Origin of the sequence: Chitinophaga filiformis (assembly GCF_021646545.1) — a bacterium.
GTDB lineage: Bacteria > Bacteroidota > Bacteroidia > Chitinophagales > Chitinophagaceae > Chitinophaga > Chitinophaga filiformis_A.
In genome coordinates this window covers 375,954-402,034 of the sequence record NZ_JAKIRP010000003.1, presented here as the reverse complement: position 1 = coordinate 402,034, position 26,081 = coordinate 375,954, and the positions used below count along the sequence as shown (strand labels likewise).

At 47.5% G+C, this 26,081-nt stretch carries 10 protein-coding genes; all 10 read left to right on the top strand.

The window, feature by feature from the left end; all coding sequences use genetic code 11:
- Window position 1 precedes the first annotated feature (1 nt).
- The 10 genes from L3C95_RS11325 (at window position 2) to L3C95_RS11280 (ending at window position 26,075) form a co-directional block, all read left to right on the top strand.
- Complete coding sequence (locus tag L3C95_RS11325; RefSeq protein ID WP_236386106.1) at window positions 2-2,089, top strand: T9SS type A sorting domain-containing protein; 2,088 nt, start codon at window positions 2-4, stop codon at window positions 2,087-2,089.
- Between the two features lie 292 nt (window positions 2,090-2,381).
- Window positions 2,382-2,966: an RNA polymerase sigma factor gene (locus tag L3C95_RS11320; protein ID WP_236386108.1), complete on the top strand. Its 585-nt coding sequence runs from the start codon at window positions 2,382-2,384 to the stop codon at window positions 2,964-2,966.
- A 206-nt stretch (window positions 2,967-3,172) separates the two neighbouring features.
- On the top strand, window positions 3,173-4,186 hold the full coding sequence (locus L3C95_RS11315; RefSeq protein WP_236386110.1) for a FecR family protein: 1,014 nt from the start codon (window positions 3,173-3,175) through the stop codon (window positions 4,184-4,186).
- 296 nt (window positions 4,187-4,482) lie between these two features.
- Window positions 4,483-8,139: a SusC/RagA family TonB-linked outer membrane protein gene (locus tag L3C95_RS11310; protein WP_236386112.1), complete on the top strand. Its 3,657-nt coding sequence runs from the start codon at window positions 4,483-4,485 to the stop codon at window positions 8,137-8,139.
- Window positions 8,140-8,151: 12 nt separating this feature from the next.
- Window positions 8,152-9,606, top strand: a complete 1,455-nt coding sequence (locus L3C95_RS11305; protein WP_236386114.1) for a RagB/SusD family nutrient uptake outer membrane protein — start codon at window positions 8,152-8,154, stop codon at window positions 9,604-9,606.
- A gap of 27 nt (window positions 9,607-9,633) precedes the next feature.
- Window positions 9,634-10,545 (top strand): putative zinc-binding metallopeptidase, encoded by a 912-nt coding sequence (locus L3C95_RS11300; protein ID WP_236386115.1) that lies wholly within the window; start codon window positions 9,634-9,636, stop codon window positions 10,543-10,545.
- A gap of 37 nt (window positions 10,546-10,582) precedes the next feature.
- Complete coding sequence (locus L3C95_RS11295) at window positions 10,583-11,863, top strand: DUF4302 domain-containing protein (protein ID WP_236386117.1); 1,281 nt, start codon at window positions 10,583-10,585, stop codon at window positions 11,861-11,863.
- A 51-nt stretch (window positions 11,864-11,914) separates the two neighbouring features.
- A complete protein-coding gene (locus L3C95_RS11290; RefSeq protein ID WP_236386119.1) occupies window positions 11,915-20,851 on the top strand; it encodes a gliding motility-associated C-terminal domain-containing protein in 8,937 nt (2,978 codons plus the stop codon).
- Window positions 20,852-20,867: 16 nt separating this feature from the next.
- Window positions 20,868-25,043 (top strand): PKD domain-containing protein, encoded by a 4,176-nt coding sequence (locus L3C95_RS11285; RefSeq protein ID WP_236386122.1) that lies wholly within the window; start codon window positions 20,868-20,870, stop codon window positions 25,041-25,043.
- 24 nt (window positions 25,044-25,067) lie between these two features.
- Window positions 25,068-26,075, top strand: coding sequence for a PorP/SprF family type IX secretion system membrane protein (locus L3C95_RS11280; RefSeq protein ID WP_236386125.1), 1,008 nt, complete (start codon window positions 25,068-25,070; stop codon window positions 26,073-26,075).
- Window positions 26,076-26,081 lie beyond the last annotated feature (6 nt).

Here is a 26,081-nt window from a genome sequence, read left to right as displayed (position 1 = left end):
TATGAGCAAAATGTTAAAATATATAGCAGGAACGTCACTGGCATTGCTGGCGGCTTCCATTACAAACGCACAACAAAAAGAGCCTTATCGTCTGGGCAGTCCTGCCGGTATCCTGCAGGATATCCGCTCGCAGGCACAAAAGCCACATGCAAGACTGGTAAGCGCTACAGAATTGAAAATAGGCGCAGGTGCTGTCCTGACAGGTAAAGTGAACGCCCGCCATACAGATGGTAAAAACATGGAAGCCGTGATCGGTGAGATAGAGAACACACCAGGTTCTTCCTTCTACCTGCAGGTAAAGGATGGAGAGGTAACAGGAAATATCATCCTGCGCAGCAGCAAAAAAGGTTACAAATATTATACAGATAAAACAGGCACGGCCTATGTAAAAGAGGTACACCTCGATTCGCTTTTATGTATTGATTATAACAAAGCACCAGATGGAGAAACCGCCGGAAGGATAGCACCTGCCAATACCAGTGTGCTGGGCGCTCTGGCCCTGCCGGAGCTGCAAAGTCTTCCGGGAGCGAATGGTGTGGTATTGCTGGACTTTGACGGGCAGTACGTATCAGGTACATTATGGAACAACGGTAATCCTATCAATGCAGCGCCTACAACACTGACAGAAGCGCAGCAGCAGGAAGTGTGGGAGCTGGTGAGTGAAGATTTCCGTCCTTTCAGACTGAATGTGACCAACAGTGAAGCCGTGTACAATACATATCCTGCCAACAGGAGAATGCGTTGCATCTTCACACCGACCAATACTGCTGCTCCCGGAGCTGGTGGTGTTGCCTACGTGGGTTCTTTCAACTGGGGTAATGAAACTCCTTGCTGGGTATTCAATGGTGGCGTAAAAGGCGCTGGTGATGCAGCCTCTCATGAAGTAGGTCATACTTTCGGTCTTGGTCACGACGGCCGTACCAGCCCTTCAGAAGGTTACTATGCAGGTCATGGCGACTGGGCGCCTATCATGGGTGTAGGTTATTATGAGCCAATCGTACAGTGGAGTAAAGGTGAGTACACCAGTGCCAACCAGCTGGAAGACGACCTGGCAAAGATTGCCAGCAGCACTTATGGTGTTGGTTACAGAACAGATGATGCAGGTGGATCTACCGGTGCCGCAGCTGTATTGAATGTGAGCGGTGGCACAGTAAATACCAACGGTGTGATCGAGCGTACCGGTGATGTGGATTTTTACAGCTTTACTACCGGTGGTGGTGCAGTGTCGCTGAACTTTGCAACACCTACCCGTCATCCTAACCTGGATATCCTCGCTACCTTATATAACAGCAGCGGCGGCGTAGTGGCTACCGGCAACCCGACAGGTTTGTCTGCATCTATCAGTACAACAGTGGGCGCAGGTACCTATTACGTATCTGTAACGGGCACAGGTTATCTGAATCCGGCCAATACCGGTTATTCCAACTATGGTTCCCTGGGTAGCTATGCTATTACCGGTACCATCGCTTCTTCTGCAACAACAGCAGCTACCGTTTACAAAGATTGTAACTATGGTGGTTACGCTGTTGCATTACCGGTAGGTAGCTATACATTATCGCAGCTGCAGGCAAGAGGTGTAGTGAACGATGATATCTCTTCCCTGAAGGTAGCCGGCGGTTATGAAGCGATCCTCTACAAGGATGATAACTTCGGTGGCGAGGCATACCTGTTCAGAGGAGACTTCTCCTGCCTGGTAGACCTGTCGCTCAATGGCGCACCGCTGAACCTCAACGACTGGACTTCTTCCATCGTGATCCAGCCTTCTACCGCTAAAGCAGCAGCACGTACTACTGGTGCACTGCAGTATATCGAGAAGGTAAGTTCAGCAGCAGCTGAAAGCAAATTGGGTACTACCCTGAACGTACTGCCGAATCCGTTTGTAAATGATGTAGTGGTGAGAACTACCGCCACTACGAAGGAAGGATTCCTGTACGTAACTGTGTTTGCGCTGGATGGTAAAACAGTACTGCCGGCCAAACGTATTGTGAACGGTGAGAAGATAGACCTCTCAGGCGTAAGCAAAGGCGTATACCTGATTAAGATCTTCAACGGTAAGGATACTGAAATAAGGAAGATCATCAAGCAATAGTGACTTTCCTGCTTGCCGGGATTGTGTAAAAAAGCAAAAAACAGGATTACCACCTACTAAATGTGGTAACTCCTGTTTTTTGCTTTTTTTGTTTTCCCCTTTTCTACAGTAGTAAATACATTCCAAATACTTTTAATTTAATTTTTTGTTATAAAATAGTGCATAATAAAAAGAATTGTTACTATTTTATATGTCGAAAAGATGGAGATTTAACATTGTAATGAAAACCCGGAGCCATTAAAACTGCCGTATAATTTGTATTGGGAAGTACGAATTATATAAACGACGTGATATGAATACACAAGATGCCGAGTTAGTAGTAAGATTAATAGAAGATGATGTAAGCGCCTTTGATGCCCTGTACTGGAAATATCACCAGGCAGTCTATCGAAATATTTTCAAGTTTGTTAAGGAACCCATTGCAACAGAAGATATTTTGCAGGAAGTCTATGCCCGCCTGTGGGAAAAGAGAAAGGACATTAATGCCGGCCAATCCGTTGCCGGATGGTTGTTTGTGATCAGCTTTAACCTCTCGGTGGACTACGTCCGGAAGAAACTGCGCGAACATACTTTTCACAAAGAATTATATAACCTGAATATTGAAGGCAGCAATTGGGAGGACAATCCGGCTGCCTATGAAGAACAATATCGTTTACTGGAAGATGCCATTTCCCAGCTTTCTCCCAAGAAACAGAAGATTGTTACTTTATGTAAACTCGAAGGCAAAACATACGATGAAGTAGCGGAAGAACTGAAAATTTCAAGGAACACCGTTAAGGAACATTTATCTATAGCGATGACCCGGATCAATGAGTACGTACAGAAGAACAAGGAACACAAATATGTGCTGCTGCTCCTGCTGTTCATGAAAAATTAGTTCGTAAACCATAATGGACTGTCATTGACAGAGAATGTAAATGCCATAGAACCAGTGGCAGGACCGTTATATAATTAAATATATATGGAGAAACCAACCAGAGTAGAGTAAGACACATTATAAATAAGAATATGTAATATTTCTCGTAAACGCACCCACCCACATCCTGTGGGTCGCCGTATTTAGGGTAAATAATCATCAAAATAGTGCAGAACAGGAAGGAATACCTCAAGCAACTGTTGCATCAAAAGGAGTGGAAACAGGAAGACCGGGATTGGCTGCTGCAGTATTTGAATGAAAACGATCTTACAGACCTGCAGGAAGTTGCAGCAGAAGCTTATGATGCTGACCTGCTCAACACAGATCCTGTCCTGGAAAGAGAACACTCAGAGCGTATACTGGAAAAGATCCATCAGCGCATCAGCGCCCGCAGGCAACCGGAACCTGTTGTGAGAAGGATCAGCTTCAGTCGCTGGAAAGTAGCCGTTGCTGCTATCATTATCCTGATAGCAGGGGCAGGCATCCTGGGCCTGCTCAGAAAACCCGTAAAACAGCTTTCAGTTACATCCGGGACACAACGGAAAACAGTGACATTGCCTGATGGTTCGGTCGCTTACCTGGAACCGGGAACAACTTTGAAGTATACCGGCAACTATGGAAGAAAAGAACGTAATGTAACGCTTACAGGAGAAGCGCTGTTCAAAGTACAAAAAGATGATAAACTCCCTTTTATAGTTGCTTCATCGCTGATCAGCACTAAAGTACTGGGTACTTCCTTTAATATGGAAGCAAAGAACGTAACAGAGGCAAGAGTAGTAGTACTGACAGGCATGGTACAGGTTGAAGCAAAAGGAGAAGAAGATCAGAAAGATAAAGAGGTGATCCTCACTGCCAACAAAAGAGCGGTATATAACAGTAACACGCATTTGCTGGAAATGTCTGACGCCACCGACGATGCAAGGTTTTATTCGCAGAAGCAGCAGGGACGGTTTATTTACGATGGAGAGGAAATAATAAAAGTAGTAAACGACCTGGAAAGGTATTACAATATAGAAATTAAAGTAGACGGAAGGATACAACACTGTGCATTTTACGGAGATGTAAACATTGTGGATGACCTGGAGAAGGCACTCGATCTGATCGCAGTGTCGCTGAACGCCAAAATCAATAAGGATAAAAATGGAAACGGCTATGTAATTGCCGGAGGTAACTGTCATTAGACAAAAAGACACAACTAACAGTTAACCTGCCTGATACCTTAAGTAAATGTACTGAGCATACCCAAAGTATGCTAGCCAGCTTGTTTTTGACCAGTTTATAAATATTGCACACAACCAAACTAAATCGACTTATGACGACTCAGGAAAGAACGCCATCCGGTTAACTATATCCTATAAAGTTAACTCAGTAAAAAAACATGTACTGCACCGCAGCTGGTGCCCTATTGCCCTGGTCTCGCAAGGACCGGTAATGGGATCTCTATTTCCCGAACTGAACCAAAATCAAATCATAACCGATGCTCAAAAAGGCGACCCTATCCCTTCACCTGATAACGCTCGCACTACTCGTGTTGCTACAAACCATCACAGTGCCGGCAGCTGCTTCAGGAATACAGGATGCCCTCGACAAAAAGATATCACTGGAATTGAAGAATGTGTTATTGAAAGAAGCACTGGACAAGATCGGAAACCTCGCAGAAGTATCTTTCATCTATGCAGGCAACAAGATAATAGTAGCCAACAAAGTAGATGTCAGCGCACGCAATGAAAAAGTGGGCGATCTGTTGAAGAAATTGCTGAAGCCCTTGTCACTATCCTATACGGTCCTTTATGACCGCATCGTGATCCGGCCCGTTGAAAAAAAAATGGACAACCTGACCGTTCCGGAAAACGACCGGCAGGTAAGCCAGCGCACACAGGACGTAAAAGGTACAGTGATGTCTCCTAAGAATGAAGCCCTGCCCGGCGTAGCCATCCTCATTAAAGGCACTACCCGTGGTACCACCACCAATGATAAAGGTGCTTTCGAACTGAAGAACGTTCCGGCCGACGCTATACTGGTATTTAACCTTACCGGTTACCAGCAGCAGGAAATAAGTGTTGCAGCTTATAAGAGTGGTGTCATCAATGTACAGCTGCAGGAGAAAACAACCAAACTGCAGGAAGTAGTGGTAACAGGTTTCCAGGATATCGATAAGAGCAAATTCACCGGCGCCTCCGCCCGTATTAAAATGGATGAAGCGAAGATTGACGGTATGGCAGATGTAAGCCGCATGCTGGAAGGGCGTGTGGCCGGTGTAGCCATTCAGAACGTGTCCAGCACATTCGGTACCGCTCCGAAGATCCGCGTACGTGGCGCTACCTCTATCAATGGCGATAACAAACCATTGTGGGTAGTAGATAACGTGGTGCTGGAAGATGTAGTGAATATCTCTAACGACCAGCTGTCCAGCGGCGACCCTACCACCTTGCTCGGCTCTGCAGTGGCGGGCCTGAACCCGAACGATATCGAAAGCTTCGACATCCTCAAGGATGCGGCAGCTACCGCACTGTATGGTGCACGCGCCATGAACGGTGTAGTGGTGATCACGACCAAAAAAGGACGCGCCGGCGCTAAACCGGTTGTTACCTACAGCGGCAACTACAGCACACAGCTGAAGCCTAACTATAGCAATTATAATATCATGAACTCCGCCCAGCAGATGTCAGTACTGGCAGAGCTGGAGCGGAAGGGCATGCTCACTTCCGATATTCTCTCCCGTGGAGATATAGGCGTGTATGGTAAGATGTATGAAATGCTGAATGCGGATGACAACGGAAATTTCCCGCTGGAAAATACACCCGCTGCCAAACGTCAGTTCCTGCTGCGATACGCTTCCGCCAATACAGACTGGTTTGATATTCTCTTTAAGACCAGCTTTATCCAGGAACATTCCCTCAGCATATCTTCCGGTACAGATAAAAGTCAGTCTTACTTCTCAACCAGCTATTACCATGATAATGGCTGGACCGTTGCCGATAAAGTAAGCCGTTACACACTCAATTTCCGTAACAACTATAAGCTCTCTGACAGGGTCAGCACAGGTTTCTCTGTACTCGGTTCTGCACGTCAGCAAAGAGCGCCCGGTGCACTCACCCGTACCAGCAACCCGGTAGAAGGCCAGTATGACCGCGATTTTGACATCAATCCATTCAGCTATGCCCTGAATACCAGCCGTACCTTAACAGCCTACGACGAGCATGGTGAACTGGAATATTTCAGGAGGAATTATGCGCCCTTCAATATCATCAATGAATCGGCCAACAATTACCTGAACCTGAGTATGATGGACCTCCGTCTCCAGGGCGACTTCTCCTGGAAGTTGGCTAAGAACTTACGTTATGAATTTGTAGGCGCCCTGCGCTATGTAAAGTCTTCCCGTGAACACCAGATCACCGAGAACAGTAACATGGCCAATGCTTATCGCGCTGCCGACAATGCCACCATCGCAGAGAACAATAAGTTCCTTTACCGCGATCCTGCCAATCCGGACGCATTACCGGTCATCGTGCTGCCTTATGGTGGTTTCTACAACCGCACAGAAGATCAGCTCATCAACTTCGACTTCCGCAACAGCTTAAACTATAATGCTACTATCGGCGATCGTCACAGCCTGACAGCCATGATAGGACAGCAGGTAAAATATGCAGACCGCCAGAATTCATCCAACACCGGTTACGGTTACCAGTACAATAATGGCGGTGTACCTTTTACAGACTACCGGATCCTGAAGCAAACTATCGAGAGCAGTTTTCCTTACTACGGCATGAGCAAGGACTATGACCGCTTTGCTGCCTTCTACGCCACTGCTACCTATGCTTACAACAATAAATATAACCTGACAGGTACGACCCGCTATGATGGCTCCAACAGACTGGGAAGGTCGAGCACAGCACGCTGGCTGCCCACCTGGAGCGTATCGGCTTCCTGGAACGTTGACAGGGAAGCCTTCATTCAGGACCTGGGTTGGGTAGATTACCTGGCGCTCAGGGCCAGCTACGGACTGACCGCCAGCATGGGACCTGCTACTAACTCTAACATCGTATTCCAGACAATTAACAGCAAGAGAACACATCTCGATGAAGTGGAGTCAGTGATCAAGATCGCTCACCTGCAGAATGATGACCTGACCTGGGAAAAGCTATACACGACCAATATCGGTCTGGATGGTACACTGTTCAACAGAAGGCTCAATTTCACGATCGATGCGTACAGCCGTAAAAGCTTTGACCTGATCAGCATCATCAAAACTTCCGGTATCGGTGGTGAAACTTTTAAAGCAGCCAACTATGCCGACATGAACTCAAAAGGTGTGGAAGTGCTGGTAGGTGGTGATGTGATCAAGAAGAAGGATTGGGGCTGGAAAACCAATGTAACATTCGGTTACAACACCAACAAGATCACCAATGCCAAGAACATCCCCAGGATCTTTGACCTGGTGGTAGCAGAAGGTGGCAACAAAGAAGGTTATCCCGTAAGAGGTCTTTTCTCTCTCGAATATAAAGGGCTGGACCCACACACAGGCACGCCGCAGTTTGTGAACCAGCATGGTAATACAAGCAAAGACGTATTCCTGCAGGACCTGAACACATCTCACCTGGTATACCAGGGACCGGTTGATCCTCCGGCAACAGGTGGATTCTCGAACACCTTCCGCTACAAAGGTTTGTCCATGAACATATTCGTGACTTACCAGTGGGGTAACAAGATCCGCCTGTATCCTGCTTTCAAGACAGCATATTCTGATCTGGATGCGATGCCGAAAGAGTTCTATGACCGCTGGATCATGCCGGGAGATGAGAAGGAAACACAGACGCCATCCATCCTCGACGGACTGGAGCAGGTAATGCTGGGCGGCGCTTATCCTTACAACAATTACAACTACTCCACCGCGAGAGTGGCAAAAGGAGATATGATCCGTCTGAAAACAGTATCACTCACCTGGCAGTTGCCCGCTACGCTGTTGAAAAGAACCGCGCTTAACAATGTCACACTGACCGGTGCGGCTATTAACCCATGGCTGATCTATTCAGACAAGAAACTGAGAGGACAGGACCCCGAGTTCTTCAACACAGGTGGTGTAGCCCAGCCTATACAAAAGCAATTCACTCTATCACTAAAAGTAGGTCTCTAAATAAACATGGTTATGACGAAATTTTTCACAAGGGTAGCAGTCATAAGTGGCTGTCTGATAACCATAGCCGGATGTAACAAATACCTCGACAAATCTCCGGATAGCAGCTGGACAGAACTGGATACCCCTGCCAAGGTATCACAGCTGCTGGGTACTGCCTATCCGCAGGCCAACTATATAGTTTTTGCAGAAGCGATGACTGATAACGTGGAAGATAAAGGCGCCGGTGTGACCGACAGGACTAACCTGGACCCTTATTTCTTCAATGATGTATCAGCTACAGAACAGGATTCTCCCGAATACTACTGGCAGGCATGTTATACGGCTATTGCAGCCGCCAATAACGCATTAAAAGCATGTGAGGCAGCGGCCGATACCAGCCGTTACACTGCACAGAAAGGAGAGGCACTGGTGGCCAGGGCATATGCACATTTTATGCTGGTAACCTTTTTCTCCAAATTCTATGATGCAACAACTGCTTCCAGTGATCCCGGTATTCCTTATGTAACAGAACCTGAAAAAGTGGTGATGAAACAATATGAGCGTAAGACGGTGGCTTATACGTATGACATGATAGAAAAAGATCTGCTGGCGGGTATGCCGCTGATCAGTGATGATAACTATGATGTGCCACGTTATCACTTTAATAAGTCGGCCACTTATGCTTTCGCTACACGGTTCTATCTCTTTAAGAAGGACTATCAGAAAGTACTGGAGTATGCTAACAAGGTATTTCCCAACAATGACCTGGCCAGCAATATGCGCCCCTGGAACACTACTTATAAAACAATGACCCCCGCAGTGATCTGGGATACTTATGCCAGGGCTTCTGAGAAAGCCAACCTGCTGCTGGTGGAAACACAATCACTGTATGGCCGTTATGTGGCGCAATACAGATACGGACTGACTTACAACATCCAGCAGCAGATACTGGGCAGTAATGTAACAGGTGGGTCTTTTGCTTATCCATTATACTACTATGGCACCAGAGATTACTTCGTGCCTAAGCTGACAGAATACTTCGTAAAGGCATCTGTAAATGCTACAATTGGTGATCCTTATGTAATGGTGCCGCTGTTCACTACAGAAGAAGTATTGTTCAACAGGGCAGAGGCTAATGCTTATCTGGGTAATAACAATGATGTGCTGGCAGATCTGAACCTGTTTGCCAGCAAACGTATCACCAATTACAGCGTTTCTACCCACCGCATCACTACCACGAAGATCAGGAACTACTATGGCATCTCAGATGTAAAGAACGGTTTGTTACAGACCATACTTGACCTCAAACGTGCTGAATTCGTACAGGAAGGACACCGCTGGTTTGACATTCAGCGCTATAAGGCGCCTGTGACGCATTATACGGACAAAGGCGAACAGATGGTACTGCAGGCAGACGATAAACGCCGTGTGTTGCAGATCCCTTTATCGGCCACTACCTCCGGTATAGCCCTGAATCCCAGATAATCTCAACCGTAAAAAGAACGCATAAATATGAAACATATAAAAATATTCTTCTTGCTGTTTGCAATGGCGGTATTGGCTGCCTGCTCAAAAGGAGATGATGATCTCAGTGGTGTGCAAGACATCCCGGGCCTGGGTGGCGATACCTGGGTTCCGGGATCTTTAGATGCCTGGTTGCACGATACGATGACTGTTCCTTACAACATTGAAGTAAAATACAAATGGGACCAGTTTGAGTTTGATGTGACCAAAACCCTGGTGCCACCCCGCGAAGAAGTGGTAGTCCCTGCTATCAGGGCCATCAAGAAAGTGTGGATCGATAATTACATCAATGCCGCAGGTGAAATTTTCTTCAAGAAATACAGCCCTAAGTTCTTCATCCTGTCAGGCAGCGCCAGCTGGAATGACAATGGTACCATCACGCTCGGTACTGCAGAAGGAGGCCGTAAAGTAGTGATGTACCTGCTGAACGATTTCCGTACCAAAGATATGCCTGGTTATACCAAAAGAGACACCGGAAATGTGAAACAGATCTTCCATGTCATCGAACATGAATTTGGCCACATCTTGCATCAGACAAAAATGTATCCTCCTGAATTCAAGAAGATCTGCGCCGGCTATTATACCGGTAACTGGAACAATATCGCTGATACGACAGCCCGCAAAGACGGCTTCGTAACAGCGTATGCCATGTCAAACGAAAATGAGGACTTCGTTGAAATGATCTCCATGATGCTGATAGAAGGAAAGGCGGGTTTTGACAGGATCGTGAACAGCATTCCGGAAGGATACAGTGTGAACGGCTCTTCCCAGGCGCAGGCCAAAGACAGGTTAAGACAGAAAGAAGCGATGGTGGTAAACTATTTTAAAGCGGCTTACAACATTGATTTCTACAGTCTGCAGGACAACACCAGAAAATCTATCGTACAACTGCTGTACTAGGTAAGGCTTTATCAACCAGATCAATTTCGAACTCATTATGAGAAAAAATCTATCATTATATTTTTTACTGATTATCGTTGCAATTGCTTCCTGCCGGAAGTATGACGATGTTTTTGATAAATCTCCGGACACCAGGATCAATGAAACGCTGGCAGCATATAATGATGCGTTGACAGGTGCTCCCTACGGGTGGCGGGCGCTTGTATATCCTTCCGGTTTACCCAATACAGCATTCGGGTTCTATTTCAAATTTGATACCGCCAACAGGGTGGATATGTTTTCAGACTTCGACTCTTTGTCGTCCGTTACTGTAAGAAAAAGCAGTTTCCGTCTGAAGTCATTACAGCAGCCATGTCTGTTGTTTGACACTTACTCCTATATCCACGTGCTGTGCGATCCCGATGCCAGTCAGAACGGTGGCTACTATGGAAAAGGATTATTCTCTGACTTTGAATTTGCGATAGATGGTATCTATGGCGACACTATAAAACTTACAGGACGTCTGAATGGCAGCAAGGCCATTCTCGTTAAAGCTACCTCGCAGGAGGCACAGGATTATTACGATAAAAAACGGAACTGGGAGTTCAATAATATTTCCCGGTTCCTTACTTATTTCAAACAGCTGACCGTAGGTGACAACAAGTATGATATCTATGTTGACAAGCTGTATCGCCAGATCACTTTCGTACGTCCTGACGCTAATGATGTAAAGACCATTACGGCCAATTACTATTTCGATGGTAACGGTGTCTCATTCTCAAGCCCCTTCCGTGATGGCGCGCTTACCTTTTCATCGTTTGCGGATATTAAGTGGGATCGCGCCGGACAAAAAATGACGATGAAAGCAGGTGAGCATACTGCTGTTGTCACCGGTGTAATTAAACCACAGGTGTTGGATCTGAACGCAGGGCGACGCTGGTACAACCAGGCTGCGTCAACAGGTTCTTACTGGACTTCTACGACAGGGTTCCATGTCAATGGTGTAGATGACGCCTACAACGTGTCCGGTATTGCAGGTTTCCGTTTTATGTTCTATTACCCCAATTATGGTGAAGGATATGACTTCGCCGGTATTGTACCGGATGGTTATGCCTATGGTCCGGCGTTTACGCCCACATTCAGATCCAATGGTACTACCACTTTTGCATATCCCGGTGGAGGTTGGGGAGAGATTCCCGACGCCGCAGCTGCTACTATGAGCCTTATTGTTACCAAATACCAGGAAAGTGAAGGATTCTACTTCGTGCAGACAGGCAATACTTCCTTTGATATGGTGAATGTAAAGGATGCCCGTAGCTGGATCAGCTGGCAGCAATAATATCATCACCCTATCATTCATCCAAGAAAGAAATATTTAAAACAAACAGCCATGAAAAATCAGCCTGTTTCTGTATTATACAAGGCTTCTTTATACCTGGTCATACTGTTGTTGTCTGTCCTCCGCCTTTCGGCACAGGTAGATATCACGATCGGGTCCAATAGCGGGGCCAATACCAGCTCGGCATATCCCTGCCCGATACAGGATTATTACGAAGGTTCCAGGGCACAGTATCTGTACCGGGCCAGTGAACTGATAGCTGCAGGCATGCAGCCAGGGTTTATTAACGCAGTGAAGTTCACTGTGAATAGTCTGAACAGCGCCAGTATTATAGACGGATACACTATTAAGCTCGCCACTACCGCGAAGACCACCCTGGATGCGAATGCCTGGGAACCTTCCGGTAATGCAGTATTTGGCCCTGTGAACTATCAGGTGGTTACAGGTGTAAATAGCTTCCCGGTATTACCCACGTTCTTCTGGAATGGTACGGACAACCTGTTGGTGGAAGTGTGTAACGGAGGCAATGGATTTACCGGGAACCCGAGTATAAGATGGACAACAGGACTGAGTTTTAATGGTTCTCATACTTACAGGAGTGATGGTCTGGGTAGCCTCTGTGGTACCGCTACTACGAGCAACTCCGGTACAATGACCACCCGTCCCGATATTATACTGAACTATACACCGGCTGCTGCATGTGCCGGCGTGCCGGAAGCAGGTACGACTGCTACTACGGCAACTACTGTATGCGGCGGTAACAGTTTCACACTAAGCCTCACCGGCAATACTGCCGCTACAGGACTGACCTACCAATGGCAATCTTCAACTGACAATACCAACTGGACAGATATTCCCGGTGCTAATACTGCTTTCCTGAACAGGACACAGTCGGTGAGCACTTACTACCGTTGTGTGGTAACATGTACCGGCAGCGGCAGCAGTGATAACTCTACCGCTGTACAGGTAGTAAGCCCGGCACTCGTTCATGGCTGGTTCACCATTGATAAGAATTCCCCAGCCGGTAACGGTAACTTTACTTCATTCAATGCTGCTTATGATTATATCAAATGTGGCATAGATGGCCCTGTTGTATTCAACGTAGCAGCAGGCAGCGGTATATATGACGAGCAATTGATCATCACAGCGGTGAGTGGTGCTTCTGCAACCAATACGATCACCTTCAACGGTGCTGGCCAGACCATCACCTACCTTCCTACCAAACAGTCAGAGTCTGCTGTGATCAAACTGAATGGTGCGGATTATTTTACTTTCAATAACCTGAAAATAGTGCCCAAAGGAACTACCTCTTCCCAATGGGGCTTCGGCGTTCAGCTGATCAATGATGCAGACTTCAATACGATCGACAGTTGTATTATTCCTGTACAGCAAACGCTTACTTCTTCTTCCTACGCCGGTATCGTAGTCAGTGCTTCCGATACCGACCCGGTTGGCAGGGGAAATACCAGTTGCGACGATAATATTTTCAGTTATAACACCATTACAGGCGGTTATTACGGCATTACCCTGGTAGGTAGCTCCTCAGTAGCCAACCAGCGGAATAAAGTATTAAACAATACCATCAACGAGTTTTATAACAGGGGTGTCTATGTACATGGCGCATTTAATGCCATCATAAAGAACAACACCTTTAGCAGGGGGACACGTTCCAGTGTGACCACCTTCACTGCAATTGGTCTCACAGACCTGAGCACAAAAGTGGTAATAGATGGTAACCGCATCAGCAATCCATTCGGTGGCGCCCTCACCAACACTTCAGCTTTCTATGGCATCTTCCTGGAAAATGTAGACGCAATAACCGGCCTGGAAAATGAAGTGATCAATAACCTGATCTACGGCCTGAATGGTAATGGTATCCGTTATGGTATTTATAATAGCGGCTCCAGCAACGTCAGGATCTATCATAATACCATCTCGATGGATGGTACATCTACTACAAACACTTCCTCTTCAAGAATAGCTGGATATAACCAAAGCTCTACTGCTGCAGGAGTGGAATTCATCAATAACATCATTACGCTGACAGGAACATCGAATATCTCACAATACGGTATTTACTTCGGTACTGCTTATCCCACAAGTGATGTTATCTCCGATAAGAACGACATCTTCATCAATCCACTGGCAACAAACAAGCACACCGGCTTCTATGAAAAGAACCTGCCTACCTTGAGCGAATGGCAAACTGCCAGCCAGCAGGATGCAAACTCCTTCGCGGTAAATCCTTTCTACCAGGATATTGCTGCAGGTAACTATTCTGCTACCAGCGCCATGCTGAATAACAGAGGTGCAGTAGTGAATGTGGCCATAGACATCAATAATGCAACACGTAATGTGAGTGCGCCCGACCTCGGAGCATATGAGTTCACACCTCCTCCCTGCGTAACGCCTCCTACAGGTGGTACTGCACAGGTGAGCAAGCCGGTAGTGTGTGCAGGTAACCAGGTGGTGTTAAGTCTGACGGGCAACACGATGGGAATGTCACAAACCTATCAGTGGCAGTATGCCACCACCGCCGCTGGTCCTTATACCAACCTGGGAGCTCCGTCTGAATACGCTGACAGCACCATCACCGCAACAAGCACCCTGTATTACAGAGCGGCACTGACCTGTGGTGTAACTACGGGTTATTCTGCACCTGTGTTACTGACAGTGAACAATGCATTGCCAGGCGGCACATATACGATCGATAAAAACACTCCGGCCAGCGCTACCAACTTTGTCAGCTTCAATGCTGCCAAAGAGGCCATGCTGTGCGGTATTAGCGGACCGGTGATCTTTGACGTCGTAGCCGGCCGTACAACTTATGAAGAACAGCTGATACTGGATTCTATTCCGGGTACTTCCGCCATCAATACCATTACTTTCAACGGTAATGGCAACACGATCCATTTCAGTGGTGATAACACAGCGGAAAGAGCGGTGATCAAACTGCGTAAGGCAGATCATATCACCTTCGACAGCCTGAGAATAGATGCAACTGGTACAGGGGGATTTGGTTATGGCGTTCAGCTGTTCAATCATGCCGACAGCAACACCATTACCAGGTGTGAGATCATTGTAAAAGCGGATGCAACAGGCACCCAGTACAATGGTATTGTTGTGAGCTCTTCTGATCAGGATGCAGATAACTCCTCAGGTAACAACTGGTGTGATGCCAACGTATTCAGTAAGAATAAAATTACCGGTGGATACTATGGTATCACCCTGACAGGTATCAGCAACAACGCAACAAAGAACAATGTGGTGATAGGAAACAAGGTATTGGATTACTACAGCGCAGGTATCAAAGTAAGATACAGCTCCAATACCCAGATAGCGGAGAATACCATCGACCGTCCGACCCGTCAGAACCACGACTGGAGTGTATATGGTATCTCGCTCGGCGGACGTGCTGACTGGGCCAAGATTGCCCGCAACAAGATAGCGAATGCTACGCCGCAGGTGGATGATTATACCTACTATGGTATTGCACTCGACAACCTGGACATTGAGGAGACAAAGCCGGATACAGTGGTGAATAACATCATCTATAGCATGAACAGCACTGGTACCCGTTACGGTATCTATGTGAGCTGGACCGGCAACATCGTTGTAACACACAATACTGTATCTGTTGACCGTGCAGGAAGTAATCAGACATGGACCGGTTCTACAGGCGCGTATATCAACTCCAGCGACAATATTAAATTCACTAACAACAATATCACCGTAACCAGTACAGGCACCGGTCCGAAACATGCGATAGAGATAAGTGGCGGAACCGTTTCCCACCAGTATAACAACTACTTCGTAAAAGCCGGCGGTACAGAAAACTACACCGGCGACTTCAACGGAGAGCGCAGAACACTGGCCGACTGGAAAACAGGGACAGGTCAGGATACTGCTGCAACAGACTATGATCCTATCTATACAGACCTCGTTGGTGGTAACCTGTCTCCATTGTTCTATAAGATGGATAACACAGGCACACCGGAAGGTATTGCTATTGACATCCTGGGTAAGCCAAGAAGTGCGACCACACCAGACGTAGGCGCGTATGAAATAAGCATGCCGCTTTGCCAGACGCCTATCAACGCCGGTAAAGCAGTCGTGACTCCTAACTCCGGCATCTGTATGGGTACGATGGTGTCGCTCGATCTGATAGATAATACAACGGCCGGTAAACTAACTTACCAGTGGCAGGCTTCCTACTCCGCAACCGGCCCATGGATCAATATCAGCGACACAGCATTTATCCCGGCATTTAAAACAGAACTGGGTACTAACAACTATTTCCGTTGTCAGCTGGTATGTAGCAATACAGATACTGCATGGTCGGTAGTGGCTTCAGTAAACATGAATCAGCCACTCATCAAAGGGGTCTACACTATCAACCCAACCGGTACAGGCAACAGGAACTTTACTTCATTCAAAACAGCGGTAGCAGCAATGGAGTGTGGTATTGCCGGTGAAGTGATCTTTGACGTGGTACCGGGTACTTATACAGAACAGGTGTACATGCACCGGATTCCAGGCGCATCAGATACCAGCCGTGTAACCTTCCGCAGTCAGAATGGTAATCCGGCTTCTGTTACACTGACCTTTGCAGGCACTGCAGCTAATAACTATGTACTGAAGCTCGACAGCGCCAGCTACATTACCTATAAGAACATCACCATTACTGCCGGCAACGCTGCTAACGGACGCGCAGTGGTATTTGACGGTACTGCTATCAAAGACAGCCTGCTGAACAACAATATAAATATGCCTGCTGTGACTGTGGATAATACCGATGCAGTAGGTGTGTTTGCAGAAGATTTCATCGGCGGTAATATCGCTATCATCGGCAACACTATTAAGAATGGCGCCAGCGCGATCCACTTCTCCGGTCTTTCTGATGTGGAGCAGGTGCGTGGTCTGATAATAGACAGCAATAAGGTAAGCGGCATGTATGCAAGCGGTATCCATATCAGTAATGTGACCCGTCCGGTGGTGACAAGGAACGAGATTGATATCAAAGATCCGCTGGCTGCATCAGTTTACGGTATCATGCTGTATCATGGTGATACTGCTTACAGGGTAAGCAACAATACCATCACTATCAGTAATACAAGCGGTTCAATATGGGGTATTAACCTGCAAGATTGCCAGGCTTCAGCTGCTGCTACCGGCCTGGTAGAAGCGAATAAGATAGCAGCGGTGACAGGCAACACCGGCATGATCTGGGCACTGGCCAACAACTCGTCTACTTACAACACTACTGTAAACAACGTGATCAGTGTGAAGACGACAGGCGCCGTAGCTTATGGTCTGTACAGTAACCAGGGTAATAATATCAACTACTATAACAACTCTGTATACAACGTTTCCACAGCAGTTGGCGCCAATGTAGCGGGATACTTCTCCCACACGAATGCTACTGAAGGCAACGTCAGACTGCGTAACAATATCTTCACCAATGAAGGTGGCGGTGTGGCAGCAGAATATGTATACAGCGACTTTATTAACAGCGATTACAATACTTATTATACAACAGGCCCGGTACTGATCTCAAGAAGTGGTACAAGTGATGATTATGATAATCTGACAGACTGGATCGCTGCTTCTGACCTGGATATCAGTTCCATTGTACACAAACCTGCCTTTGCAAATACAACTACACTGGAACCTGAACTGAGCAACCCGGATGTATGGGCCATCCATGGCCGTGGTGTGCAGATAGCAGGCAACGATCATGATATCAACAAACAAACCAGACCCGTTACCCTGACAGCAGGTGTGCCTGATATGGGCGCTTATGAATTCCTGCCAACGGCACAACCGACAGTACTGCAGGCTATCCCTGCCACACCAGCTCCTGGTATCACCCAGCAGTTCCTCTACGGTTCTGACACTGTAGCGAAGATCACCTGGGATCCTAATACCGCCGTACCAACAGGCATCACCCTGAAACGTTACTCCGGTGTGGTACCGCCAAACCTGGCTCCGGGTACACCTTTCATGTACTTCTACACAGACGTGGATGTAACTGGTGGCGGTGCATACAAATTCAACCTGGAACAGTTCTACGTAGATTCCTGGCTGGGTTACCTGGACAGAGAAAAGAACATCCGCCTGGGCAGAACAGATGCTGCCAATACCTGGATCATCAATGATAGCAGTACAGTAGATGTGGCAAGGAATATCATTGCAGATACAGCCCTACAATATCTCGACAAATTCACTGGCTTGAGAGGTAACCTGATATTCGAACCTTCAGGTCCTGCCAGTGCAGATACTTCTAATATCGGTACCCGCTTCTGGGTGGCTTATGGTCACGACAGGTCTTTCATGACCAACAATAACCAGAACCTCGCTCTTTACCTGGTAGCCGGACAAACAGACGCACACGTAGTAGTGAAAGTAAATGGTACCGCATGGGGTAAAGATTACCTGGTACCAGCCAACACGTCACTGACTACCGACATGATACCTAAGTCAGGATTGAGCGATGCGCGTCTGACAGGTGAAGGCTTATATCCTTACGGTATCAGTATCGAGAGCGATGCGCCAATAACAGCATATGCGCATCAATACAGCTCACAGACTGCCGGCGCCACCTTGCTGATGCCTGTAGGTACCTACGGATATGAATACCGTCCGATGTCAGCCCGCCAGGCTGGTGATGCGAATTCCTTCTCCTGGTTCTACATCATTGCTGATAATGACAGTACAGTAGTAGAGATCACGCCATCACAGGCAACCGTTGGCGGACATGCCGCTGGCCAGCCGTTCACCGTGACGCTGAACAGGGGAGAGGTGTACCAGGTGTTGGGTGCGATGAAAGATGTGGATGAAGGCAATGATCTCTCCGGTAGTATCGTACGCGCAGTACAGAATACAAATGGTAAATGTTATCCGGTAGCAGTATTCTCCGGTAATAGTTACAGCGCTTTCGGTTGCGGCGGTACTACAGGTGGATTCGGTAGTGATGGTGATAATGTGGTGCAGCAAAATCAGCCGGTACAATCGTGGGGTAAGACCTTCATGACAGCGCCAGCTTCCGGTATGGCCGATCCTGTGCGCCTGATGACAAACATCTACCGTGTACTGGTGAAAGATCCTGCTACCGTGGTGACAAGGAACAACACACCGCTGACTGGCCTGATCAACAACAGCTATTACGAATTTGAAAGTAAGACTGCCGATTATATCGTGGCTGACAAACCGGTAACTGTGGCGCAGTACTTCACTATCGATGGCTCCTGTAACAATGCACCGGGAGGTGACGTAGACATGGTGTACATCACACCGGTAGAGCAGGCCATAAAGAAAGCGACCTTCTACCGTAACAATGAGGCCAATGTTCAGTACAACTTCATTACACTTGTTATCCATAAGCAAGGCCTGAACTCCCTGTTAATAGATGGCAGCAATGCATTCAGTTACTCTTACAATCACGCGAACAGACCAAACTATGTAGTGATCACAAAACGCTGGAGCGCAGGTGATGCCCTGAGCACTGTGACGAGCGATTCTGCCTTCACCGCTATTACTTATGGTTTCGGTACGGACGTAAGTTATGTATACAACGTAGGCATGCAGATCAGGAACCTGAATGTGCAGCCTGCCATTACCAACGTACACAACGGAACAGGCAATAAGAGCGCCTACACCTGTGCGAAAACACCGTTCCGCCTCACTGCGCTGCTGCCAGTGGTACCAGCTACGCTGACATGGCAACTGAGCCAGGTGGCGAACCTGCAACCTGCTACAGATGTGGTGACAAACAACCCGGTACCTGTGGATACACTGGTGATTGATGGTCAGACATACTACAAATATGAGATCGCTACTGATTACACCTTCACTGCTCCTGGTACTTACCAGATCCCTGTGAAAGTGACAAACCCTGATATCGCCAGCTGTGATAACAGTATCACCACTTACCTGCCGGTAAAGGTGATTGCCGCGCCACTGGTTGATTTCTCTATCAGTTACAACGGATGTATCAGCGATATCGCTGTATTCAACGGAACAGCAGTTACTGAAAACAATGCAGCGATCACTAAATGGCAATGGACATTCGGCGATGGCACTACAGCAAATACCCGTAGCATCACCAAACAGTATGCAGCTGCCGGTAGCTATGCCGAAAAACTGCAGGTGATCACGAAAGATGGTTGTGTAGGCGATACTGTGAAAACGATCGAAGTGAGTGAACCGGTAGCAGCTACGCTCAATGCCGACACACTGAGGATCTGTGCACATACCGATGCCACCTTCTCCGTACAGAACCCTGATCCGAACGCTTCTTACAATTGGTACAATGCCGCTACAGGTGGTGCATTGATCAAAGCAGGAGCTACGCTTGAAATAAAAGACGCTACAAGTGCTGCGGTATACTATGTAGAAACAACAAAAGGTGGTTGTGCCGGTCTGGCGCGTACACCTGCGGTATTACTGGTGTTACCGCAACTGGCCACCCCTGTGCTCAGAGTAGATTCAGTAGGTGTGGATCTGATCCGCTTCACCTGGAATGAGATCAGCGGAGCGGCGGGTTACCTGGTATCTACAGACAATGGCGCTACCTGGATCACACCATCTTCCGGTGCGCAGGGCCTGGAGCATGTAATAAGAGGTCTTAAACCACAGCAGTCAGTAACACTGCTGGTGAAGGCTACCGGTTGCGAGGATAAAGTGTCCCAGTCAGTTACCGGTAAAACATTGCCAGACGGTGTATATATCCCTTCAGGCTTCTCACCAAACGGAGATGGATTGAACGATGTGTGGAAGGTATATGGTGCAGTGGTAAGAGAGCTCCATTTCATGGTGTTCAACCAGTGGGGTGAGAAGATATTCGAATCCAACAGTCAGAACCTCGGATGGGATGGTAGTTATAAAGGCAAGGCACAGCCTTCCGGTGTATACATCTACATCTGCAAACTGAAATTGGCTGATGGTACCTCGGTAGACAGAAAAGGTACGCTCAACCTCTTGAGGTAATATAAAAAATGGTTTTATGGAGAAATGGACATTGCTTTTAACCAGACAATTCTTTGCTTGCTATTGCTCTCCGCCTTCGGGCGGGGGCACTGGCAGCAGGAAGTTGTTCCTCAGCAGCCTGACAGCTACATTGTTCATCCTGCTGACTTGTTTGCAAACCTATGGTCAGAACTTATCCAACAGAGGTAAAAGCTTCTGGGTGGGATATGGCCATCACCAGTTTATGGAGCCCAACAGGGGCAATTCTCAGGAAATGGTCTTGTACCTCAGTGCAGAAGAACCCGCAAATGTAACGGTAACCATAGATGGCACTACCTGGACAAGATCTTACAGCATCCCTGCCAACACTGTTATTGCTACAGACCAGATTCCCAAAACAGGGACCTTCGATGCGAGGTTATATTCCGTACCGCCTACTTTCGGTGGTACAGGAGGAGAGGGGCTCTTTATCAAAAAAGGGATCCACATTGTAAGTGATGTACCCATTGTAGCGTATGCACACATCTACGGATCAGCATCTTCGGGTGCTACCATGCTGATGCCTGAAGAAACATGGGGGTATTATTATGTATCGCTGAACAGCCAGCAGGACTACGATTTTGACTGCTTCTCCTGGATGTTTGTGGTAGCGAAAGATAACAATACCCGGGTAGAGATCACACCCTCTGTACCCACCCGTAACGGTAAACTGCCTGGTGTGCCTTTCACGGTTACATTGAACAGGGGAGAGATCTACCAGGTGATAGGTGCATCCTTAGGCGGCAGTGCCGGTCACGAAATGACAGGTACTACGGTAAAGTCTATTGCCAACGCAAATGATACCTGTTTCCCTATAGCGGTATTCTCCGGTAGTAGCCGTACTACGCTCGCCTGTGCCGGTAATTTCGGTTCCAGTGGCGACAATAACATCCAGCAGGTCTTTCCTTCCCAGGCATGGGGAAAACGTTATCTCACCGCGCCTACTTCTACCGATAACACGGCGGGTAGTTTTATGACCAATCCTTACAAGGTGGTGGTGAAAGATCCTACGACGATCGTGAAGCGTAATGGTGTGCAGCTCACCGGTCTTAAGAGCAATTCCTACTACGAATTTGAAAGTAATACACCCGATTATATAGAATCAGACAAACCTGTTCTCGTTGCCCAATATATGGCCTCCACCGGCGCCTGTCCCAATACAGGGGGTGATGGCGACCCGGAAATGGTATACCTCAGTCCCGTTGAGCAATCCATTAAAAGAATAGGTTTTTACAGGAACAACAGGGAAAGCATCCGGGTGAACTATCTCACCATGATCATTCCTACAAAAGGTACAGAAACACTGACGATCGATGGACAGAAGAACGCATGGACCGTTGCCATTCCCCATCCTAATAAACCCGGTTATTCAGTGGTTATAAAAAGATGGAACGCTGGTCAGGCGCAGGCCATTGTACAAAGTGATTCTGCATTCACGGCTGTTACCTATGGTTTAGGTTCTGTGGAAAGTTATGGTTACAACGCAGGTACGCTCATTAATAACCTGAATGTAATAGGTGTTATTCACAATGAACAGGATACCTCCTCTTATAAGAACGAATTTACCTGTACGCAAACACCTGTGGAACTGTCGGTACTCCTGGCATACAAGCCAACGGAGATGCAGTGGAACATCAGCAAGCTGGGGAACATGATCACGCCCAATGCTGATGTAACATTAACCAATCCTCAGCCTACGGGAGAAGAACTGGTGAATGGCGTACCCTATTATAAATACACTTTACCGGGTACGTATCTCTTCAGTACAATTGGTACTTACGAGATACCCATTACTAATACACACCCCAGCATTGAAAAATGTGATCATAAAGAAGAAGTAAAGATCACCGTAGATGTTAAGCGTAAGCCAACAGCCTCCTTTAAAATTGATTTCACGGGTTGTACCATGGATACGGTGTACTTCAAGGGCGACAGCAGCGGTAATGGGTACGAAATAGACCGCTGGAAATGGGTGTTCCCCGGAGCGATACAGGATAGCGGCGCATTGGTGAAACGCAGGTTCCCGGTAGGCCAACAGAATATACAGCTGAGTGTGATCTCTAAAGAAGGCTGCCTGGCAGATACTATTATTCCGGTGATAGTGGCAGCGAAGCCAGTAGCTGATTTTACTACTGTACCTGCCGCCATTTGTGAGGGTGGAGGTATCAGCCTGACGGATCAATCTACCTATGGTGGTACAGCTCCAATGAAGAACTGGTACTGGAACTTTGGAAATGATACTACTGCATCCCTGGATAAAGCAACTGCGCAAACAGCACATTATTCGAAATACGGCACCTATACAGTGTCGCACGTTGTAAAGGTGAGCGAGCTGTGTGTGAGTGATACTGTGAAGAAGCAGGTACAGGTTAATGCGAAACCGGTATTGGGCTTTACTTATCCGAAGAACTGCCTGGAAGTAGATGGTCTTGTACAGTTCAATAGCACAACGACTGTACCCGACGGACAGGCTATCAGCACTTATGCGTGGAACTTCGGCGATGCCAATGCGACGCCACAGAATCCCAACACATCTGCTGTAGCCAATCCACAACACAACTATACAAGCTTCGGCACTTATAATATTAAATATACTGTTACCACTGCTCAGGGCTGTACAAAAGACACGACGGTGTCTGCAACATTCAACCTGAAGCCCCGTCTGGTATTCGCAGCACTGCCTGCAGTGTGTGTGAACGATAAGCGGGTGATATCGGTAGCAAAAGGAAGCGTAACGAACGGCGTGACAGGTACCGGTACTTATAAAGGCCCGGGTGTGTCTTCCACTGGTGTATTTAATCCGCTGACCGCAGGGGCAGGTACGCACACGGTTTGGTATGTGTTCACCACACAGGCTGGTTGTACCGATTCCATCTCTGCTACTATTACTGTGCATCCGAAGCCACAACCTGCATTCGCAGCCAACGAGGATATCTGTCTTGGAGAAGCAGTGAATTTCGCAGACCAGTCGACCGTTGCTACGGGTACCATCACTAACTGGAAATGGTTCTTTGGAGATGGTACTAACGAAACACGTACAGATAATATTCCTTTCAACAGGACCTACACTGCCTGGGATACATACGATGTGAAACTGGTAACAGTAAGTAACAACGGCTGTATCAGTGATACCGCTTCAAAGACGATCGCAGTGCATGCTATACCGGTTACGGACTTTGGCTTACCAACCAGCATCTGTATGCCTGAAGGTACTGCGCGATTCACGAATATGTCTACCATACCTGACAATGCTGGTCTGACCTATCAATGGGCCTTCGGCGACGGTGGCGTATCTACCATGGCATCTCCGGTTTACAATTATCGCACGGCAGGTTCATACACCGTCTCATTGACCACCACTTCAATACATGGTTGTACTTCGACGAAAGAAAAGGTGCTGGATGCCTTCTTTACGCAGCCACAGGCCGACTTCACCGTTGCACCGGATACACTGTGTCAGGGAGCTGACAATATCTTCACAGACAGAAGCGTAGACGACAATGACGATATCGTTTCATGGGCATGGACCTTCGGCGATGGAAGTGGAGCGACAGAACAAAACCCCGTGAAGCGTTACAGTCAGCCAGGTGACTACCCCGTACAGCTGGTAGTGGCCAATGGTGCGGGTTGCGTATCTGAACCGTTCACCAGTAATGTGGTAGTATACCTGCAGCCGGTGATAGATGCAGGACAATCCTTCATCGTACCACAGGGCACGCTGGTAACATTTAACGCCACTGCCAATGATTCTACGGTACTTAAATTCCGCTGGACACCGCCAGATGGTCTGTCTGATCCTACTGCGCTGCGACCAACCCTGCAGGCGATGGAAGACCAGGTATATACACTGACGGCAATAGGAGAGGGAAGTTGTACCGCCGTAGATGAACTGTCAGTGAAAGTATTCAAACCCGTAAAAGTGCCTAATGCATTTTCTCCGAACGGCGACCAGATAAATGATCGCTGGGAGCTGACTAACCTGTCGGAATATGCAGATTGTACGGTGGAGGTATTCAACCGTTACGGACAGCGTGTGTACTATTCAGAAGGTTATAAAACGCCATGGGATGGTACTTATAAAGGCCATCTGTTGCCACAGGCTACTTACTACTATATCATAAAACTAAAGAATGGATTTGCACCACTAACCGGGTACGTAGTCATTTTACTTTAACAACCGCTAAAAATATCGACCAAAATGAGAAATATACTATCTATCATCCTGGTATTGCCCTTTCTGATCTTCACAGGGAATACAGCAACAGCGCAGACCGATCCGCATTTTTCCCAGTATTATGTGTATCCGGCATGGCTTAACCCGGCGCTGACCGGTGCATTTGATGGCCAATATCGTATCTCAGCCATCTATCGTAATCAATGGGGGAACATCAGCGATCCGTTCTCAACCTACGGTGTAGCTGCTGATTTCACCACGAACAAGCAGTTCAATTTCGGCGCCAGTGTACTGAACCAGAAGGCCGGCGATGGTGGTTACAACTATACCACCGCCTATGGAAGTGCTTCTTATACCGGTGTACGTTTGGGTGCAGCGGGTACACACAGGGTCGTGTTCGGTTTACAGTTCGGCATGATCCAGCGTAAGTTCGACGCTTCCAAGCTCACCTTCGGTGATCAGTGGAATCCTATCACCGGTTACAATCCCGGTACACCCAGCGGTGATGCCTTCAGCAGAACATCCTCTACCTCATTTGATGCAGGCGCCGGTGTATTGTATTACGATGCGGAGCCAGGAAAGAAGTATAACCTCTTTGGTGGTTTCTCTGTATCACATCTTACACGTCCTACAGACCAGTTCAGCAAGAACGGTGATGCCCGTTTCCCAATGCGCTTTACAGGCCATGCAGGTGTGAAGCTTGCTATTACAGATGTGATCAGCGTAACGCCTAACCTGCTGTACCTGAGACAGGGCAATGCAGAAGAGAAGATGGCCGGTGCTTACGGGCAGCTGTTTGTAAATCCTATGACAGATGTATTGCTGGGTGTGAATTACAGGTTCAAAGATGCAGTATCTACACATGCAGGTTTTACCTACAAGAACTTTACGCTTGGTGTAAGTTATGACATCAATACATCTGAGCTGAGCAAGATGGCCAGGGGTTCCAACAGTTTTGAACTGTCGCTCACCTTCATCGGCAGAAAGCTTTTCCGTTCACAGGAAGTGGAGTTTGTTTGTCCGCGTCTCTAACCTGAA